Genomic DNA, 18006 nt, shown 5'->3' with positions numbered 1-18006 from the left:
AGGGGCCGGATTGGAAAAGCGACGCGGTCGCCTTTGAAATCAGGGCTTAACCACTTGCCTGCCTCCTCGCGCCAACTGAACACTTACGCCAGAGGACCGTCTGCCAGGGCGGTTTTTCTTTTTACCCCGCGCTGGCCCCGACTTCCCAAAACTTCAAACCAACCGCCGAAAAAATGAAACTTTTCCGCCCGAGCACCGGCTTATACTGGGTTCAGACCGTTGGAATCTCAGAAAAGCAACCAGTTTCGGACGGATAAAGGAGTGTGAGCGCGTGAATTTCCAGAAGCTGCTGCAACCCGTTCCTGCACATGCGAAGTTCGAGCTGCCAGGTTGGCATGTCTGGTGCGGGTCCATGACACGCGACGAAGCGGGAAGATACTACTTGATTTACTCGAGGTGGCCGGAGGCGGTTGGGTTCGAATCCTGGGTGACGCACTCGGAGCTGGCCTGCGCTGTGGCGGATTCTCCGCTAGGTCCGTTTCAGCATGTGAGTCAGCTTTGGGACAGCCACACGAGCACGGACCCCTCGGGCCACCAAGTTTCGCACAATCCGGTGATCGTTCAACATCAGGGCCGCTACTACTTGTACTACATGGGTACACACGGTCCGGACTTCGACATGGACTCACCTGCGGAAGAGACCACTTGGTGGGCTTACCGCAACAACCAACGTATCCACGTCGCTGTGGCCGACCATCCGCTAGGACCTTGGGAGCGGCAAGCCAGACCGCTGCTCGAGGTTTCTCCAGGCTCCTGGGACGGACTCGTGACCAATAACCCCACCGCGTGCGCAACTCCGGACGGTCGATTCCTGATGATGTACAAAGGAGTCGCGGAAGGACCTCCGCCTAAGGGAGGCGCTGTCAATGCGGGCATCGCGATAGCCGATCATCCGCGAGGGCCTTTTCGCAAGACGGACAAACCTACCATCTCGAACCCGACCAACGATTGGGCGGTGGAGGATCCGTGCGTCTGGTGGCAAGCCGACCATGAGCAGTTCTACGCGTTGATCAAGGATTTTCAAGGCTACTTTACAGGCGCCAAAAGGGGCAGTATCGCTTTATTCCAGTCAGCGGACGGATTGAAATGGCAACCCGCTCCATCACCGCTCGCCTTGGATCTAACCTTGCGCTGGGCCGATGGAACAAGCCAATCGATGCTGCGGCTGGAACGGCCCCAGGTGCTTCTCAATGCCGCAGGCAAGCCGGAAGCACTGATTTGCGCCGTTCTGGAGCGAGCGGACAGCCGAGCTTACAACGTGCAAATCCCGTTACAAGCGGCTCCATAACGCCGCTAAGCCGGTTCCGAAAATTTTGGACGAATCGCCGAAGATGTTGAACGAAAGCGTAAAAGTGCCTAGCTATAATCAGGGTACACAGAATGAAGAGAGAGAGGAACACCCTATGAGGCGAAGCCTTCGACCGCTGCGAAGATACGGGATGCTGTATTTGCTCGTGATCCCGGGCCTGCTCTACTTTGCGGTATTCAAATATGTGCCGATGCTGTACATCGCCGCGGCCTTCAAAAACTACAACGTCCTGCAAGGCTTATGGGAAAGTCCATGGGTCGGGCTGCAAAACTTCGAGCTATTCTTTAACGGCATTTACTTTAAACAAATTATCGGCAACACGATTCTCATCTCGCTCTACAAGCTAGTATTCTCGTTTCCGGCTCCCATCGTCCTGGCGCTGATGCTGAATGCGGTCACATCGAACGGGTTCAAACGAACGGTCCAAACACTCTCGTACTTGCCGCATTTCCTGTCATGGGTCATCATATACGGCTTGCTCGTTGCGTTCCTGGCGCCGGGTTCGGGCCTGGTGAACCAGCTGCTGACCGCCATGCATCTGGATCGAATCTCGTTCCTAACCGAACCGGGACTGATCCGTACGATCATAGTCACAACGGATATATGGCAGTCGGTCGGCTGGGGAGCGATCATCTACCTTGCGGCTTTGACCGGAATTGATCCTAGTTTGTACGAAGCCGCCACCGTCGACGGCGCATCCCGCTCCAGACAGCTGTGGCATGTGACGCTGCCAGGCATACGCAATGTCATCCTCCTCATGCTGGTGCTCCGGCTAAGCTCGATTCTGGATGTCGGATTCGATCAGATATTCATGATGCTCAATCCTCTGAACCAAGCAAAAGCGGATGTCATTGAAACATGGGTGTATCGGGTAGGGATGCAAGAGGGACGCATCGGCCTAGCTACCGCCGTCGGGCTGTTCAAATCGTTGATTGGTTTCGTACTCGTGCTTGGAGCCAACCAATTAGCTAAGAAATTCGACGGACAAATTTGGTAGAGAGGAGGGAGGATTCGATGCAAACTACAGCCACTGAAAGATTGGTTAATGGCATTAATTATACATTGCTTGCCTTACTCGCGGCCTCCTGTACGCTTCCATTCCTTTATGTGATCAGCATCTCATTGACGCCGATTTCGGAAGTGATCAAGCGCGACGGACTTGTGATCATCCCCACCAATATTACCTGGACCGCGTACAAGGAAATCTTGCAAGGGGACCGCTTATTTAACGCGTATCAAGTGACACTGTTCCGAGTGATTATCGGTACGCTGCTCAATCTGGTGTTCACGATTATGACCGCCTTGCCTCTATCCCGCAAAGCGCTGCCAGGTCGAAGTCCGATTCTGCTCTTCATCGTCTTCACGATGCTGTTCAGCGGTGGGATCATCCCGAGCTACTTGCTCGTCAAGGAAGTCGGGCTGCTAAATTCCACCTGGGCTTTGGTCATCCCGGGACTCGTCAATGCGTTCTATCTCATGATCGTAAAAAGTTTCTTCGAGCAACTGCCGGAGGCAATTGACGAGGCCGCACGAATCGACGGCGCGGGAGAAATATCCATCCTGGTCCGCATCATATTACCGCTCTCCGTGCCTATCATTGCAACGATCGGTCTGTTCTACGCCGTCTGGCACTGGAACAATTACTTCGATGCCTTGATCTACATCAGCGATGCCGAGAAGCAGCCCGTCCAGCTATTCCTAAGACAAATCCTGCTCGCTTCCGTCGCGATCAGCGGGGATGCGGCCGAAGCGGCCAACTCCGTGAACCCGATTTCCGTGCAGATGGCGTCCGTCGTCGTAACAACTTTACCGATCTTGCTGATCTATCCGTTTATCCAGAAGCATTTTACCCGCGGCGTGCTGCTTGGCTCCGTGAAAGGTTAGCAGCCCGGCTCAGACAACAATATCCGGAGGAAACTCTTGATATAGCATGTATAATAGAACGTAGGGAGAGGGTTATCGATGAATCCAAGAAAGGCAAGCACATTGCTCGCGATGACGGTATTGTTAGGGACCGTAGCGGCAGGCTGCAGCAAAGCGAACAACACGACAACGCCTGACAGCGCTGCGACTGGGACACCGGGCAAGTCTCCGGCAGCTACTACAGCAGTTGATGACAAAAAGTACAAAATCAGCTTTTACAACACGATCGGCTATCGGCTAACAACTCCCATGCCTCCCAAGGACCAGGACCCGATTCGTCAGATGATCGAAAAGGACAATAACATCGATCTCGACATGGTTATGGGTGGGGAGAACTGGAAAGACAAGCTGAACCTGCTCATCTCCTCCAATCAAATTCCAGACATCGTTTCGTTCCCGGATCGCGCTTCGGCAATCAAGTATTACGATCAAGGCTTGCTCGCGGATCTGGACGATCTGTTGAAGAGCTTCCCGGAACTGACGAAAGCATTCGACCCGTCGCGTCTCGAGCCAATGAAATATAAAGGACATACGATCGGGATTCCAGCCTCCGAATCCGTTGGCGGCGTCAACGGCTGGTGGATCAACGGCACATGGCTGAAGAAGCTGAACCTGAATGTGCCTACGAACCCGCAAGAGCTGATGACGGTCATGAAAGCGTTCACTTTCAACGATCCGGACGGCAATGGAAAAAACGACACTTACGGGTTCGTCGGCATGCTGCCGAAGGACGGGTCTCTGGGCTACAGCACGAGCGGTCCGAACGGGTTCCAGCAAATATTCTGGATGTTTGGCGTCCAACCTAACTTCGTCGACGTGAAGGACGGCAAAGTCGTCGTGTACAACACGGATCCGAAGACCAAAGAAGCGCTGCAGTTCATCCGCGATATGCTCGATGCCAAAGTGGTGGATCCGGACTGGGTGACGATCGACGACGGTTTGAAGCGCGACAATAAGATGTATCAAGGCAAAGTAGGCATCATGATTCAAGACTGGCGCCGCTCCGAGCCTGCGGAGACGAAGAAAATGCAGGATGCGGGCGGCAGCATTCCGGAGTGGAAGCAGATCGCCCCGCCTAAGGGACCGTACGGCGATCAAATCTTGGATACGAAGCCGTTCCAACAATCGCTGATCGGGATTTCGAAGGAAGCGATGAAGGATGCCGGCAAAGCGAAACGCGCGATGCAATTCATCCAGTACCTCTACACGAACAACGACGCTTACCCTTACCTGTCTTACGGCATCAAGGATAAGACATTCACCGTCACGAACGGTCAACCGAAGCTCATCAATCGTGCTACGTACAATGAGAAGGAAGTCGAATGGCGGTACAATTACGCGTTCGTGCGGAAGGCGAATGACGGTGTGTACTTCGATTTCCAGAATCCGGATGTAACGAACGCCAACTTGAAAATCAACACGACCTATCTGAAAGACAACAACATCAATCCGCGCGTATTTGACGATGCGAACGACCCGCTCGCTCAAGACCGGCTCAAGTATGTGAATGAGATGATGCTGAAGTTCGCTACCGGCAAGGAACCGATGTCCAACTGGGATACGTATATGAAGACGCTGCAGGACAAGTTCAAGCTGAACGAAGCGATCGCCACTTATACGAAACAGCTGCAAAGCGACGGTGTCTTGAAATAAGCAAGCTCGGAAGAAGAGGGGACTTCCCCTCTTTTTTCGACCTGTATCTGTATCTGTAACTGTACCGAGTGGAATCCACAGCCTAAGTCAGACAGGGAGCTGAACGCATGCGCCATTGGATCTTGAAACGATTTCAACATATATCCTTTCGACTGTTTCTGGTCTGCTTCGTGTTTGTTCTGGGCTCCGAGTCGATTCTTAGCGCGCTTTCCTACCGGTATATCAAAAACGAGATTACTTCCAGCCAGCTCGATCAAGCCAAACAGCTGCTGGTCAAGGAAGAGGAGTACATTGATTTGTATTTCCTCTTGGTGCAAAATACGCTTGCGCAGCTATCCTCCTCAGCCGAATCCTGGCGCAACGACCTGGAGATGGCCCAAGCGGGACTAGAAATCGTCTATCGCGACAATGCGATCATGCTGACCGATGTTTACTTGATTCGCAAAGATTTGTCCATTCTGGGCGGCAACGTCGTGACCAAGGTTTTGAATGATCCGAGGCCGGAACGCGATCCGTTGTATCAGATGGCATATGCGAACAAATTTGGCGCCGTAGCGATCAGCGAGCCCTACCGAGGGTTTTTCTCCGGGTGGACGGTAACGTTTACGAAGTCGCTTGCCTTTGCAGGGGAGCCTATGGCGCTCGCGGTTGATTTGAACTTATCCGCCTTGCAGGAGCGTCTGCAGCACATCGGCGGGAGTACGGACTTGCAGCTAAGCATCCTGGATACGAAGGGCAACGTCATCTTGGAGCCGACAGGCAGCAAGCTGCTGTCTGTGGTCGATCACAGGCTGCGCTTCGGCGAGCGGGACGGGCTCGAGCTGATCCAGAACAAGGAAGATGTGTTCCTGGAGCGGATAAACGGCAATCAAGTCACCATTATGAAAAGCATCAATCCTCGTACGAAGTGGATTGTCTTTGCCTTTTATGACGGCAGCTCCTTGTTGGCCACGCTGAAACGCATGGAGACGTATTTTATCGGCCTGCTGCTGCTCGGTCTGGTACTGAGTGTGGTGACGGCCGCATTCGTGGCTCGTATGATTCGCAAGCCGGTCTATTATTTGATCCGCAAAATCAGTCAAGTAAAGGATGGCGACTTAAATGTCAGCATCGGGACCAAACGCAGAGATGAATTCGGTGAACTCGCGGAAACGTTCGACGACATGCTGGGGCGTATTCGGACTTTGATCGAGCATGTGAATCAGGGCGAGCGCAAGAAGAAGGAGCTGGAGCTGCAGGTGCTCCATTCGCAGATCAATCCGCATTTCCTATACAACACGCTGGGTTCGATCTCCAATGTGGTCGCTTTCGGCCGCTATCAGCAGGTGGATCCTATGATCGAGGCGCTGATCTCCATTTTGGAATACGGGATTACGGATTTCTCCGATCACGCTACCGTCGAGCAAGAGCTGCGCAACGTCAAAGATTATATTTACATTCAATCGATTCGCTACGACTGCAAGTTTGAGTTCAGGCAGGACATTCCGGAGGAGCTGCTGCAGCATCCCGTCTTGCGCATGGCGCTGCAGCCGATTGTGGAGAATGCGATTTTCCACGGCTACTCGGGGGGCCGCAGATCCGGAGCGATCCGATTGTCCGCCAGGAGGCAGGAAGACATGCTGCTGGTGGAGATCGAGGATGAGGGCAAAGGGATGACGCCGGAGCAGGTGGATCGATTGCTGCTGACCAGTCCGGCTAGAGCCTCGTTCGAGCGGCGGAAACGGATCGGACTCTACAACATTCATCAGCGCATTTTGTTGAACTACGGGGAGCCTTACGGGCTGAGTGTCCACAGCGAGCCGGATCGGGGAACAAGGGTGACGCTCTCGTTTCCGTTTGACGGCAGCCAGGAGACGATCGGGGATCGGGAACGGAGTGAACCATGATGAAAGAGATCACATGCTTGATTGTGGATGACGAACCGCCGATGGTTCAACGGCTGGAGAGCTATTTTCATAGATGGTCTGAGCGAGGACTGCCTTACAAGCTTGTTGGTCGGGCCTATTCGGCGGATGAAGCGTTGGAGCTGGCGGATCAACTGTGTCCGGACCTTATCATTACCGACATCGTCATGCCGGATAAGGATGGGATCGCGCTTATTCGCGAGGTCCGGGAGCGTCAGCCGCAGGTAGAGTTTTTGATTTTGAGCGCTTATTCGGACTTTTCGTACGCCAAGCAGGCGCTAGCGATGGGCGTCTTCGAGTACTTGGTCAAAGTGCCCTTGCGGGAGGAGGATCTCCTGCATGCACTGGCCAAGGCGCGGAACAATGTGCTCGTCCGGGAGCAGAAGGAGCAGCAGCTGCATAGCTTGAGCGGATCGGTGAAAGGAAATTCACACCGGCTGCGCAAGCAGCTGCTGGAGGAATTGCTGCGGGGGGAAGTGTCCCCTTCCGCGATGGAACGCCGCAGCGCCGAGCTCGTACGCGGTTTCGACCCCCGACGATACGGCTGCTTCGCCGTCCGCTTCGACGACTATCCGGAATTCAGCAAGACGTATTCGCCGGCGGATCGCAATACGTTGAAGTACGGCATGCTGAACATTATGGAGGAAGTGCTGCAGGAGAGCGGGGCGTGTTATTCCTGCGAGACGACGCGGCCGAATCTCTTGGTGGCGTTCACCGTTATGAGACGAGGAAGCGAGCAGCAGATCGATCGGCTTGCCTATGAGCTTGGCATCCGTGTTCTTGATGCGATTCAAACGTATTTGCGCCAATCGGTCTCCATCGGCGTCAGTCGGGTGTACAACGGGTGGGAGCAAGCATCTGCTTCATATGAGGAGGCAGTCGCTGCGCTGGGGGATACTTTTTATTCGGGCTTCGGCATGGTAGTCACGCCTAATCGAAGGCTTCATTATGGTGAGCGGGACTGGCTCGAGCTCCGGGATCGATTCGAGCAGGTGCTGGAGCGAATCAGTGTTTCGACGGTAAGCGAGGAGTGGAATCCGCTGCTGCAAGCGTTGCACAGCTATAAAGCTCCGGCCGACAAGCTGATTGGCTATATCGAGACTTGGTGCATTCGGCTTCGGCAGCGTCTGTTGTCTGTAGAGCATATGGCGGCTCGTACGGAGCAGCTCGTCTTATCGGATTGTACGCATCTGCACCATCTTGTCGATCGGCTGCGCGGGGAATGGGAGCGGTTATGCGAGCTGGCGGAGGGGAGCGGGCTTCGCACCGAGATGGTCCAGGCGATCCGGTACATCGACGATCACCTGAAGGAGCCGATTTCGCTCGGTAGCGTAGCGGAGCATGTCCACCTGAACGCCTCTTACGTCAGTGAGCTGTTCAAGAAAGAGCTAGGCATCAACTTTACGGATTACGTATCCGGACGCCGTATCGAGCAAGCGATCGAGCTGCTGCGCAAACGGGATTATACGAATTTGGAGCTGGCGGAGGCCGTTGGGATTCATAACGAGAAATACTTTTGCACCTTGTTCAAGAAAATAACGGGCACCTCTCCGCAGAAATATGCGGTTGCAGGGTGGAGAGGGAAACGAGAAGAAGGTTGAGCATACGAGATGGAGAACCGGAACGAGTTCGATCCTGCCGTATTCAAGCAGCCTCCTGCGGCGTATCGCAGCTTGCCGCTCTGGTCCTGGAACGATCGGCTGGAGCCGGAGGAGCTGCGCCGGCAAATTCGCGAGATGAAGCGAGCCGGCCTGGGCGGCTTCTTCATGCATGCCCGGCAGGGGCTGCGTTCGCCGTATATGGGCGAGGAGTTCCTCCGAGCGGTTGAAGTGTCCGTGGAGGAAGCTCGGGAGCAGGGGATGGAAGCTTGGTGCTACGACGAGAACGGCTGGCCGAGCGGGACTGCGAACGGGATTGTCCCGGCGCTCGGTCGGGCTTATCGGCAGAAATGGTTGGAAGGCGTCGTGGTGTCACCTGATGAGTGGGTGGCGCAGGGGATGGAACGAGAGCAGAAGGAGCGGCAGGAGGAGCAAAAGAAGAGGCAGGGAGAAACGGAGAATCTGCAGGAGGAGCTAGAGGATAGGCAGGAGGAACCGGAAGTGCTGTTCAAGTTGGTTCGAGTGGGGACCAACTGGCAGGTGTGGAATTCGGTGGCGGATACGGCGATTACGGATGGGGAAGCAGCACCATGGCAGGAAATGCTCCTTGTGAACTGCCGGGTGAATCCGTACTACGTGGATATTTTATCGGAGCCGGTGATGCAGGCTTTCTTAGAAGCTTGTCATGAAGTGTATAGGGAGCGATTTGGCGAATGCTTCGGGCCTGACGGTATTCCGGGAATCTTCACGGATGAGTTCAAGTTTTCCGGGCTGCCTTGGTCGGACGACTTCGAACAGGAGTACGCCGCTTGTTATGGCGAGCCGGTTGCGCAGGCGGTGGGCTGGCTGCTGACGGAGGCTGATGCGGCGGATGAGGCTGCCGTGTCGGAGATGCATCTGGCGCGTTACCGCTACTGGCGGGTGGTCAGCGAGCGTTTCCGCCGGACGATGCGGCTTGCCGCCGACTGGTGCGATTCGCACGGTTGGCAGCTGACCGGCCATCTCATGGGCGAGGACACGCTGCTCGACCAGATGCGTTATACGTCGGGCGTGATGCCGCTTTACGAACGGATGCATATGCCGGGCATCGATATGCTGGGCCGCAAGCCGCGGTCTGTCTTGCTGCCGAAGCAAGCATCATCCGTCGCACGCCAGCTCGGCAAGCCGTTCGTGCTGACGGAAACATTCGGCTGCTGCGGCTGGAACCTTAGCTTTCGCGAGATGAAGCAGCTTGCCCAGTGGCAATTCGTGCTTGGGGTGAATCGCATGAGCCCGCATCTGCAAGCGTATTCCATCCGCGGCGTTCGCAAACGGGACTATCCGCCTTCGCTGTTTATTCAGCAGCCTTGGTGGGATGTGTACAGCCGGTTCAATGATTATTTCGCCAGACTTTCCTACTTGTTGACCTTGGGGGAGGCTGTACCGGGGATTTTGGTGCTGCACCCGATGCGCTCGGTTTGGCTGCAGCATGGTCCGAATGCCGCGCAAGTCGAACGGATGCAGACAGAGCTGGAGGCGGTGGCGGAGGAGCTGCTGGCGATGCAGCGTGATTTTGACTTCGGCGACGAGGCATTGATGGCTCAATATGGTAGGGTAGACGACGGAAAGCTGCGTGTAGGCGAGATGGAGTATGAGACGGTTATCCTTACAAGCGTTCTGACATTGGATCAACCGACCTTTGAGCTGATCAAGCAGTTCGCGGCGGCTGGGGGAAAAGTGCTGCTGCTTGGTACGGCGCCTTCGTATTTGGAAGGTGTCCGGAGTCGGGAAGTGACCGATTGGTTTAAAGGTGGGCAAGTCACTGCAGTTGCGGAGCTTGCGGCTTTGCGTGAACAGCTGCCGGCTCGTCGAGAATGGTTTGTTGCGGAGGATTATCCATCTGATCACTCTGTGGCTCTGCGTCGATTATTCGTTCAGGAGCGCCGGCTGCCAGGCATGATCTTGTTGTATGTGGTGCATACGGGTGAAGAGGGGGTTGTTCAAGTAAGCTTTTCGGCAAAGGCCGGGCGTATGTGGGAGGAGCTCGATCTGGAGGATGGAAGTGCAGTTGGAGCAACCTCTAGCTGCTTGACATTCAAGCCAGGGGATGCCAGGTGTTTTGTTATTTGGGACAAGGGTATAGATGAGAGCGTGACGTTAACGGAGGAATGGGAGGAAGTGAAGCTCGAGAGGGTGGATACTTGTATCCCGCTCGATCAGCACCCGGACTGGAGATATGCGCGATCCGGACCGAATGTGCTAACCCTTGACTACGCCGCCTACCGAATAGATGATAGAGAGTGGAATGAACCGACTTATGTGCTGAAAATCCAAGAGCGTTGCATCGCAGAAGGAAAACCAGTAAACGTACAGGTGGCTTTTCGATTTGATGTGGATGAGGAATTGCTGGCACGATCAGCTCGATCAGAATGGAAACTTGCCGTGGAGCTGCCGGCGGGGTGGACGCTCGCAATCAATGGCTTGACGCTTCATCCGGATGGCAGCGACGGATATTTCGGCGGTGATCGAAGCTTTCCTACATATCCGATCGGGCATGCGTTATTGCCTGGACGCAATGAAGTGCATCTGTCGGGTCTATTCTATGCCAACGATGAGGTTTATCGATTTTTCGGACTCGCAGGAGCGGATTTGGCACCCATTCGCAACAAACTGCTTTTCGATGTGGAGATAGAAAGTATTTATCTTTTAGGCCTATTTGCTGTACAGACCGAGCAGAGCTGGGAACCGACTGAACGTCACGCTCAGTGGAATAATGGACCATTTGAGCTTACTTCACTGTCGGAGCAGCTTCGAATAGATGATGTGACTCAGCAAGGATTAGCCTTTTTCAGTGGAACCGTTGCTTTGCAACGGACTGTTGGACTAAGCTATGAAGTATTGTCGCAATTGGAGTCAGGCAATCAACGACTTTACTTACTGTGGGACTCCATGCACGCAATAGCCATTCGAATCTCCGTCAATGGTGGCGAGGCTCGAACTATCCTGTGGGGAGATCGGAAGCTCGACCTGACCGAAGCTGTTCGAGGGCATGGGCCGCAGCTTCATCTGCACGTTGAGCTCATTACGAGCGGCCGTAACACCTTTGGCCCGCATCACCACGCGAACGGCGAGGTCATCTTCGTAGGTCCGACCAGCTTCACCGACAAAATCGGATGGGTCGATGCCGGAGTTGAACATATCTGGAGCGACCGCTACTGCTTCGTTTCCGTTGGTTTACCTGGATTGAGACTTGAGTTGAAATCAATATTGTGAGCTTGTAGATTTTCTAACCGCCGATCTTGTTCAGCTAATGTGTTAGGTGTTAAGCATGTCAATATTTGTTATACTTCTACTTTAGAGGTGTTGATTGAGCTTGGATGGAAAGGAGAGCCATAGTAATGCGAATGACACAAGCGATTCCGGCATTTCCGATCGGAGAAATGGCACGAAGTCTTGAATTTTATCGGGATAAACTCGGGTTTACGATTGGGCATCAAGAGGATGGATTTGCGGTTCTGCTTTATGATGCAGTAAAACTAAATCTGTGGGCGGCACGCGATGAAAGCTGGCGCGCGCGCAGCAGCTCTACTCCCGTCGTGTCAGGAGCCGAGTCGTTCATTGCGGGGACGGCAAGCTGCCGCATCGAAGTAGAAGGGGTGGATGAGCTTTTTGCGCGGTTGGAGCCGTTGAAGATCGTTCATCCCAACTCCACACTAAGAGATCAGTGGTGGGGAGAACGCGATTTCGCGGTGTTGGATCCGGACAACAATCTGATTACTTTTTTTGAAAGGGTAAGGAATGTTAAATAAGTCTGGGTTATAATGGGTCAAGGGTACAGAGATAGGGAGGCAACATTTTGTTAGGATATGTGGCCGTGCTTAGCGCGGTAATCATCTGGGGGCTATCATATATTGTTATGAAATCGTCGACCGCAGAGTATCCCCAGCTGCTGTTTCAATTTTGGCGGTATGCGGTCGTGACGTTTGTGTACCTCGCGATCTTCCATCGATCCCTCCGAGCGATCCCGGCGAGAATCTGGAGATTGGGGCTGATCCACCTTGGGTTGTCCTATTTCGTGTTGAGCTTCTTCTCTATCTACGCGGTGCAGTACACAACTCCGACACGTGTCGTGATCATCAACAGCTTCATCATTGCCGTGGTGCCGTTGCTGCGCTGGCTGCTTGACCGCGCCATGCCGACACGGCAGGAGGGATGGGCGATCGTGATCGCGATCGCGGCCATTTCCCTGCTGGTCGGACCACAGGAGAATGGATTGAATCTGGGCGACAGCCTGGCCTTTGTCGGCATGATCGGATCTGCTTACGCGATCGTTCTAACCCATCAATTGCTTGCGAAGGAGCGAGCGAAGGTGCCGCAAGTGTCCTTTTTGGGGGTTGCCGGCTGCGCAATGTTTTTCGCCGTAGCGGCGGCTGTTTATGCTTGGTTCAACAGGGAGGAAGCTGCGCTATCGGTGTTGATCTCCCAACCGCAAACACTCGCCGGCATCGGGTACATGGTCGTATTCGTGTCGTTGGCGGCTAATTTGCTGCAATCGTACGGTCAACGCCGGCTGCCGCTGGTCACGGTCTCGCTTTTGTTCTGCCTGGAGCCGGCAGTAACGGCGGTGCTGGACTACATGATTCTCGGGAACAAACCGTCGCTGCGCGTACTGCTCTGCGGCTTTCTGCTTATCCTGGCGACGGCGAGCGCCGCCATTCCGACCAAGTACAGAGGCAGCGCCAAAGACGCCACTCTCGATCGCTGAAAAAGAGGGGAGAAGGGAGCTTGGTTTCGCCGAAGAAAGTGAGACGAAAGCCATAACGTTATTTTCTTTGCTGCTCACAGCAGCGTTTCCGGCAACCGGAGATACAACGAGAAAAGCCCCATCCGGCGGATGGGGCTTCTCTTCATGCCCGGGTTCCCGGCCGGTACGGATTCAACATCATTGGTGCCAGCCAACTCGATGGTTGTCGGGGCTCTTTCTCTATTAGGTGTGTGCGCATAAGAGTCACTTTTTCGATAAAAACAGTCACATTATCAGATAGCCGGAACGGGTGAGCGATTGTTTTAATGAAGACAGAACAGAGGAAAGGGGGGAACGCGCAGCTAATCGATTGAGCGGACGGAGGTGGGATTGGACGGCTCCGGAATGGGAGGGGCCGTGCAGGTGGAAGGATCAGAGACAATTATCCATCATCGACCAATTTGCAGGTGAAAGAGGTGTACTGATGAGAAAAACGTTATCCATCTTATTGTTGACTGCACTATTGTTCGCATCCGTAGTGCCGTTCTGGGAACAGACGGCAAAAGCGGCTATCGTAACCGTATTCGCGGAGGATTTTCAAACTACGAGTGTCGGCCAAGTGCCGCCGACCTGGACGGCCAGCACAGGTGCCGACTTGGTCGGCGTCGTTCAAGACGGAACCGGCAATCGGTACTTGGCCTCGACGGAGAATACCAACAACGTATCCAACGTGGCGAGCGTGAACTTCTCGCCGCTCTCCTCGACAGCCACGGCGGTAATGCGAATTATGGCTCAGCAAACGACCGGCTCGGCCTGGTTCACGCTTAGGGACAGCAACGGGAACAAGGCGGTCGAGCTCGCATTCGACCAGAATCGGTTGGCGCGCAAGCTGCCGAACAATACGCACAGCCAGATGCGCACATACACCGCGAACCAGTGGTACACCATTCGTGTGGATATCAACTTGGCTTCGCAAAATTACAGCGTTGCCATCGACGGGACTACGTACGTAACCAATGCAGCGCTAATGAGCACCGTTGCCGACGTATCTCAATTCGGCTTCTCCACATACCGGTTTCAAAACGGTACGTTCCGGGTAGACGATATCGTAATCAGCGGAGAAAATGCCGAGCCTCAGGCGTCCAATGTCACGATCTCGGGCTCGCCGACAACCGGCAGCACCTTAACCGGCCACTATACGTACTCGGATGCAGAGTCGGACACGGAAGGGGCGACTACGTTCCAATGGTACCGGGGAACCCTCGCCAATGGCTCGAACCGAACCTCCATTTCCGGCGCCACCTCGCAGACCTATACCGTGACGGCGGGAGATAAAGGGCAGTATTTGTTCTTCGGGGTAACGCCCGTTGCTGCGACCGGCGCCACTCCTGGCGCGGCCGTAATCAGTGCCTCGTTCTTGATCCCGGCATCCGCAGCGTATTCGGAAAATTTCCAGAGCACGACCGTCGGTCAGCTGCCAACAGGGTGGACGGGTACAACCGGTGCGAATGCCGTTGCAGTAGCGATGGATAGCGGGGGCAACCGGTACTTGAGCACGACCGAAAACGCCAACTCCGTGACAAACGAAGCGAAAGTCAGTATCACGCCTCTGACGGATGACGTTTCGCTGGAAATGCGTATTCAGGCCCAACAGACGACCGGTTCGGCGTGGTTCACGCTGCGGGACAGCAGCGGGAACAAAGCGGTCGAGATCGCGTTTGATCAGAGCAGGCTGGCGCACAAGCTTCCGAACAATACGCATAACACGATGCAAAATTACACCGCCAACACGTGGTACAACATTCGCGTGGAAATCGATATGTCTGCGCAGGCATACGACGTGAAGGTTAACGGAGTCACAATGGTGACTGGCGCCGCTCTGATGAGTACGGTCACCAATATCGCCGAGTTTGGCGTTTCGACGTATCGGTTCCAGAGCGGCACCTTCCTGGTGGACGATATTGTAATCGCCGAGGAGGCGTATGTCCCGCCGCCGCAAGATCCGAATACACGCACCGGCTCGTGGGCGATGCGCTACGTATCGGAGGGCAGCGGGCTTTGGTCCGGGCCGCATCAGGTTGTTAACGGGTTGACGACGAACACCACATACAATGTTTCAGCCTGGATCAAGGGCGTAAGCGGCATCAAGCTGGTGGCGAACACGACGAACTGGGCAACGATGCTAGGCTCCAGCGCTTCCGTAACCGCCAACAATACTTGGCAGCAAGTATCGTTCTCGTTTAACTCTGGTTCGAACACCTCAATCGTCCTGCAAATTCAGAGTACGGTCACAGGCGTAGGTTCGCTATACATCGACGACATCTCCCTAACCGCGTCTGGAGGAGGGGCTAATCTCATCCTGAACCCGTCTTTCGAGAGCGGCAATACGAGATGGAATGAAGTCAAATCCCCATACTTTATCGTACGTCCGGCGATTGACCCTGTCCCGACGCCTCCGGCTAAGCCGTACTATAAGGGAGCCTGGTCGACGTACGAAGCGGAATGGGGCACGCTCGCAGGAGGCGCTACCCTACGCACTCATTCGCCGGCATCGGACGGCAAAGTCATCGATCTCAACGCAGTCGGTCAAAATGTTCAGTTTACCGGTACAGAAGGCGGCAACAAATTGAATCTTCGCTATTCGACAACGGCGGCGGGCACGATCAGCCTCTATGTGAACGGCAGCGACGCCGGCAATATTACGCTGGCGAACACTTCGGGCGCTTACGCGGAGCTGAGCATGCCGATCTCCATTGCGTCCGGGGCGACTGTGAAGCTGCAATATGACAGCGGCGATACTGCCATCGGCTTCGATCTGCTGCGCCTTTACTACCAGTATGAAGCCGAAAGCCTGACATTGGCTGGAGGAGCGACGTCGTATGCGGACACGTATGCATCCGGCGGCAACGCCGTCGGCGTCACGTCGAGCAGTGCCCAAGTTACGTTCACAGCTTCAATGGCGATCGACGAGCTGGCTATCGGCTACGCGGCGACTAGCAGCGGTAACGCCCGACTTTATGTGAACGGCTCCCATGTGAAGGATATTCATTTCGCGGCTTCCGGCGCGATGAGCGGCCAGAATGCGTATTACGAGCAAAGCGTTTATCTCGATATTCCTTCCGGTGCGCAGGTGTCGGTTCGGAGCAACGCAGGTGTAACATCCTTTAACCTGGACTATATCAAGGTAGTGCCGAAGAAAACGTACAATTCCACATACACCTCCATACCAAACAATCCGACGATCATCGGCGCGTATGTAGGAAACAGCGTCCCCGGCGCCAATCAGTTCATGGGATGGATCGGACGAAACGATATCGCTCTGCTCGGATACGGCGGCGATGCGAGCTGGACCGACTTCAATAACAGCATTTCGTGGGCAGCAGGCAATGCGGTGTGGGGACAGCTTAACAACCGGATCCTATGGTCCGTTCCGCTGATCCCGCATGAGCGACCGATGACCGGCCAGTACGCCAACTTGGAGGACGCGGCCAAAGGCGCATACAACGCCCGATACAAACGGGCAGCCGAAGTGCTGCTCTCGCGCAACGCCGATTTCGATGAAATCTACATCCGCACGGCTTGGGAGTTCAATGGAGGCTGGTTCCCATGGACCATCGTCGCCGGCTCTGGCGAAATTCAGGAGAAGAAGCTCCAGGATTTCATCGGCGCTTATCGACAATTCGTCAAGACATTCCGTTCGGTATCGAACAAGTTCCGCTTCGACTGGTGCTTCAACGTCGGAATGCCGCCGCTAGGGCCGGAGGGAGCTTATCCGGGAGACAACTATGTGGACATCATCGGCATGGATATCTACGATGAGCAGAATTACTCGCACATCTCCAATCCGGAAGAACGATTCCAGTATGCGCTGACGCGGCCGTACGGGATGAATTGGCATCGCGACTTCGCCTTGACGCACAACAAGAAGATGGCGTACTCCGAGTGGGGGGTTGGCGGCAACGGTTCCGGAGACAGCGCGGTCTACATGAAGCTGATGTACAACTGGATCGCCTCTAACGATGTGGTGTATCAGACGTACTGGAATGCGACTTCCTCCTACAACGGCAGATTAAGCGACAATCAATATCCGCTTGCTGGGGCTGTGTATCAGAATCTGTTCGGCAGCTACACAGGCTCGCCTCCTACAACCAATACGACAGGCAATGTAATCGTAGCCGTGACAAGTCCGCTCGACCGAGGCGAAGGAGGCTCCGAGCCAATCGTTACGATTATGCCTACGGCGTTCAGAGGAATTGCGCTCGATCCTGATGGGAATTCGTATGTGACCGGCGTCACCGTTACGCTGCAGAACGCCTCCAACCAGTATATCAACCTGACGACCGGCGCAACGAGCTCCTCTCCGATCAACAATACCGCAACGTATAACGGCGGTACAGCCTACTGGAGCGTATCGCTGGGCAGTATCAGCTTGCCGAACGGTAATTACTCGCTCCGTGTATATGCGAATGACGGAGGCTCCAACATGATCGGCATTTGCAATTTTACGCTCGGTATTTAATCAACACAAGGAGTTAAGCGCGTCACATGCGCTTAACTCCTTTTCTAATGTGGTTCTCAAGTAATTATTTCTTGTAATAGGATAGATCGATTCCTTGTTGCGAATAATGCCAAATAACAAACAAAACGAGCACTAAGGGGTTGGAAATGAAAATCATAAAAAAACACAGCCTGTTTCGAAAAAAAAGAAATGATGATTCCGGTAAGAAAGAAGGCGAATCGAAGGATCAAACGCTCAAGCAAGGCGCATTTGCGACTCCGATTATGCCCGGCAAGGAGCTCACCACCAGCATCGAGGATTCCGAGCGCATCTTGAACGATCTGCTTGGCGACAACGACGACTTTATTGTCCGCCGCTTCAAGGTCATGGGCACCGTG

Annotated in this window: 10 protein-coding genes and 1 pseudogene; all 11 read left to right on the top strand. The window is 54.5% G+C overall.

The annotated features are described in order from the left end of the window. Positions 1-271 precede the first annotated feature (271 nt). Positions 272-1288: a glycoside hydrolase family protein gene (locus PKO02S_RS27780; RefSeq protein WP_127588291.1), complete on the top strand. Its 1017-nt coding sequence runs from the start codon at positions 272-274 to the stop codon at positions 1286-1288. A 115-nt stretch (positions 1289-1403) separates the two neighbouring features. Further along, positions 1404-2306 (top strand): ABC transporter permease, encoded by a 903-nt coding sequence (locus PKO02S_RS27775; protein WP_127588290.1) that lies wholly within the window; start codon positions 1404-1406, stop codon positions 2304-2306. 17 nt (positions 2307-2323) lie between these two features. Beyond that, on the top strand, positions 2324-3193 hold the full coding sequence (locus tag PKO02S_RS27770) for a carbohydrate ABC transporter permease (protein ID WP_127588289.1): 870 nt from the start codon (positions 2324-2326) through the stop codon (positions 3191-3193). Positions 3194-3271: 78 nt separating this feature from the next. Next, entirely contained in the window at positions 3272-4885 is a 1614-nt protein-coding gene (locus PKO02S_RS27765; protein ID WP_127588288.1) for a type 2 periplasmic-binding domain-containing protein, read from the top strand. 107 nt (positions 4886-4992) lie between these two features. Further along, positions 4993-6771 (top strand): cache domain-containing sensor histidine kinase, encoded by a 1779-nt coding sequence (locus PKO02S_RS27760; RefSeq protein WP_127588287.1) that lies wholly within the window; start codon positions 4993-4995, stop codon positions 6769-6771. After that, complete coding sequence (locus PKO02S_RS27755) at positions 6771-8390, top strand: response regulator (RefSeq protein ID WP_164821729.1); 1620 nt, start codon at positions 6771-6773, stop codon at positions 8388-8390. The genes PKO02S_RS27760 and PKO02S_RS27755 overlap by 1 nt, the downstream gene beginning before the upstream one ends. A 9-nt stretch (positions 8391-8399) precedes the next feature. Next, positions 8400-11639 carry a glycosyl hydrolase gene (locus tag PKO02S_RS27750; protein ID WP_127588285.1) on the top strand — a complete coding sequence of 1080 codons (3240 nt, stop codon included), beginning with the start codon at positions 8400-8402 and terminating at the stop codon, positions 11637-11639. Positions 11640-11764: 125 nt separating this feature from the next. Beyond that, positions 11765-12175 (top strand): bleomycin resistance protein, encoded by a 411-nt coding sequence (locus PKO02S_RS27745; protein ID WP_127588284.1) that lies wholly within the window; start codon positions 11765-11767, stop codon positions 12173-12175. 47 nt (positions 12176-12222) lie between these two features. After that, a complete protein-coding gene (locus PKO02S_RS27740; protein ID WP_127588283.1) occupies positions 12223-13131 on the top strand; it encodes a DMT family transporter in 909 nt (302 codons plus the stop codon). 463 nt (positions 13132-13594) lie between these two features. Next, positions 13595-17629, top strand: coding sequence for a glycosyl hydrolase (locus tag PKO02S_RS27735; RefSeq protein WP_127588282.1), 4035 nt, complete (start codon positions 13595-13597; stop codon positions 17627-17629). 140 nt (positions 17630-17769) lie between these two features. Further along, positions 17770-18006 (top strand): annotated as a pseudogene (locus PKO02S_RS27730) (hypothetical protein); the annotation flags it as partial.

This window comes from Paenibacillus koleovorans NBRC 103111 (genome assembly GCF_004000845.1).
GTDB lineage: Bacteria > Bacillota > Bacilli > Paenibacillales > NBRC-103111 > Paenibacillus_AA > Paenibacillus_AA koleovorans.
This window is presented reverse-complemented; position numbering and strand designations above follow the sequence as displayed.

What these genes read in the sequence shown, in the direction of transcription:
- PKO02S_RS27775 (WP_127588290.1), top strand. Translation starts at nt 1,404, where the DNA reads ATGAGGCGAAGCCTTCGACCGCTGCGAAGATACGGGATGCTGTATTTG.
- PKO02S_RS27770 (WP_127588289.1), top strand. Translation starts at nt 2,324, where the DNA reads ATGCAAACTACAGCCACTGAAAGATTGGTTAATGGCATTAATTATACA.
- PKO02S_RS27765 (WP_127588288.1), top strand. Translation starts at nt 3,272, where the DNA reads ATGAATCCAAGAAAGGCAAGCACATTGCTCGCGATGACGGTATTGTTA.
- PKO02S_RS27760 (WP_127588287.1), top strand. Translation starts at nt 4,993, where the DNA reads ATGCGCCATTGGATCTTGAAACGATTTCAACATATATCCTTTCGACTG.
- PKO02S_RS27755 (WP_164821729.1), top strand. Translation starts at nt 6,771, where the DNA reads ATGAAAGAGATCACATGCTTGATTGTGGATGACGAACCGCCGATGGTT.
- PKO02S_RS27750 (WP_127588285.1), top strand. Translation starts at nt 8,400, where the DNA reads ATGGAGAACCGGAACGAGTTCGATCCTGCCGTATTCAAGCAGCCTCCT.
- PKO02S_RS27745 (WP_127588284.1), top strand. Translation starts at nt 11,765, where the DNA reads ATGCGAATGACACAAGCGATTCCGGCATTTCCGATCGGAGAAATGGCA.
- PKO02S_RS27735 (WP_127588282.1), top strand. Translation starts at nt 13,595, where the DNA reads ATGAGAAAAACGTTATCCATCTTATTGTTGACTGCACTATTGTTCGCA.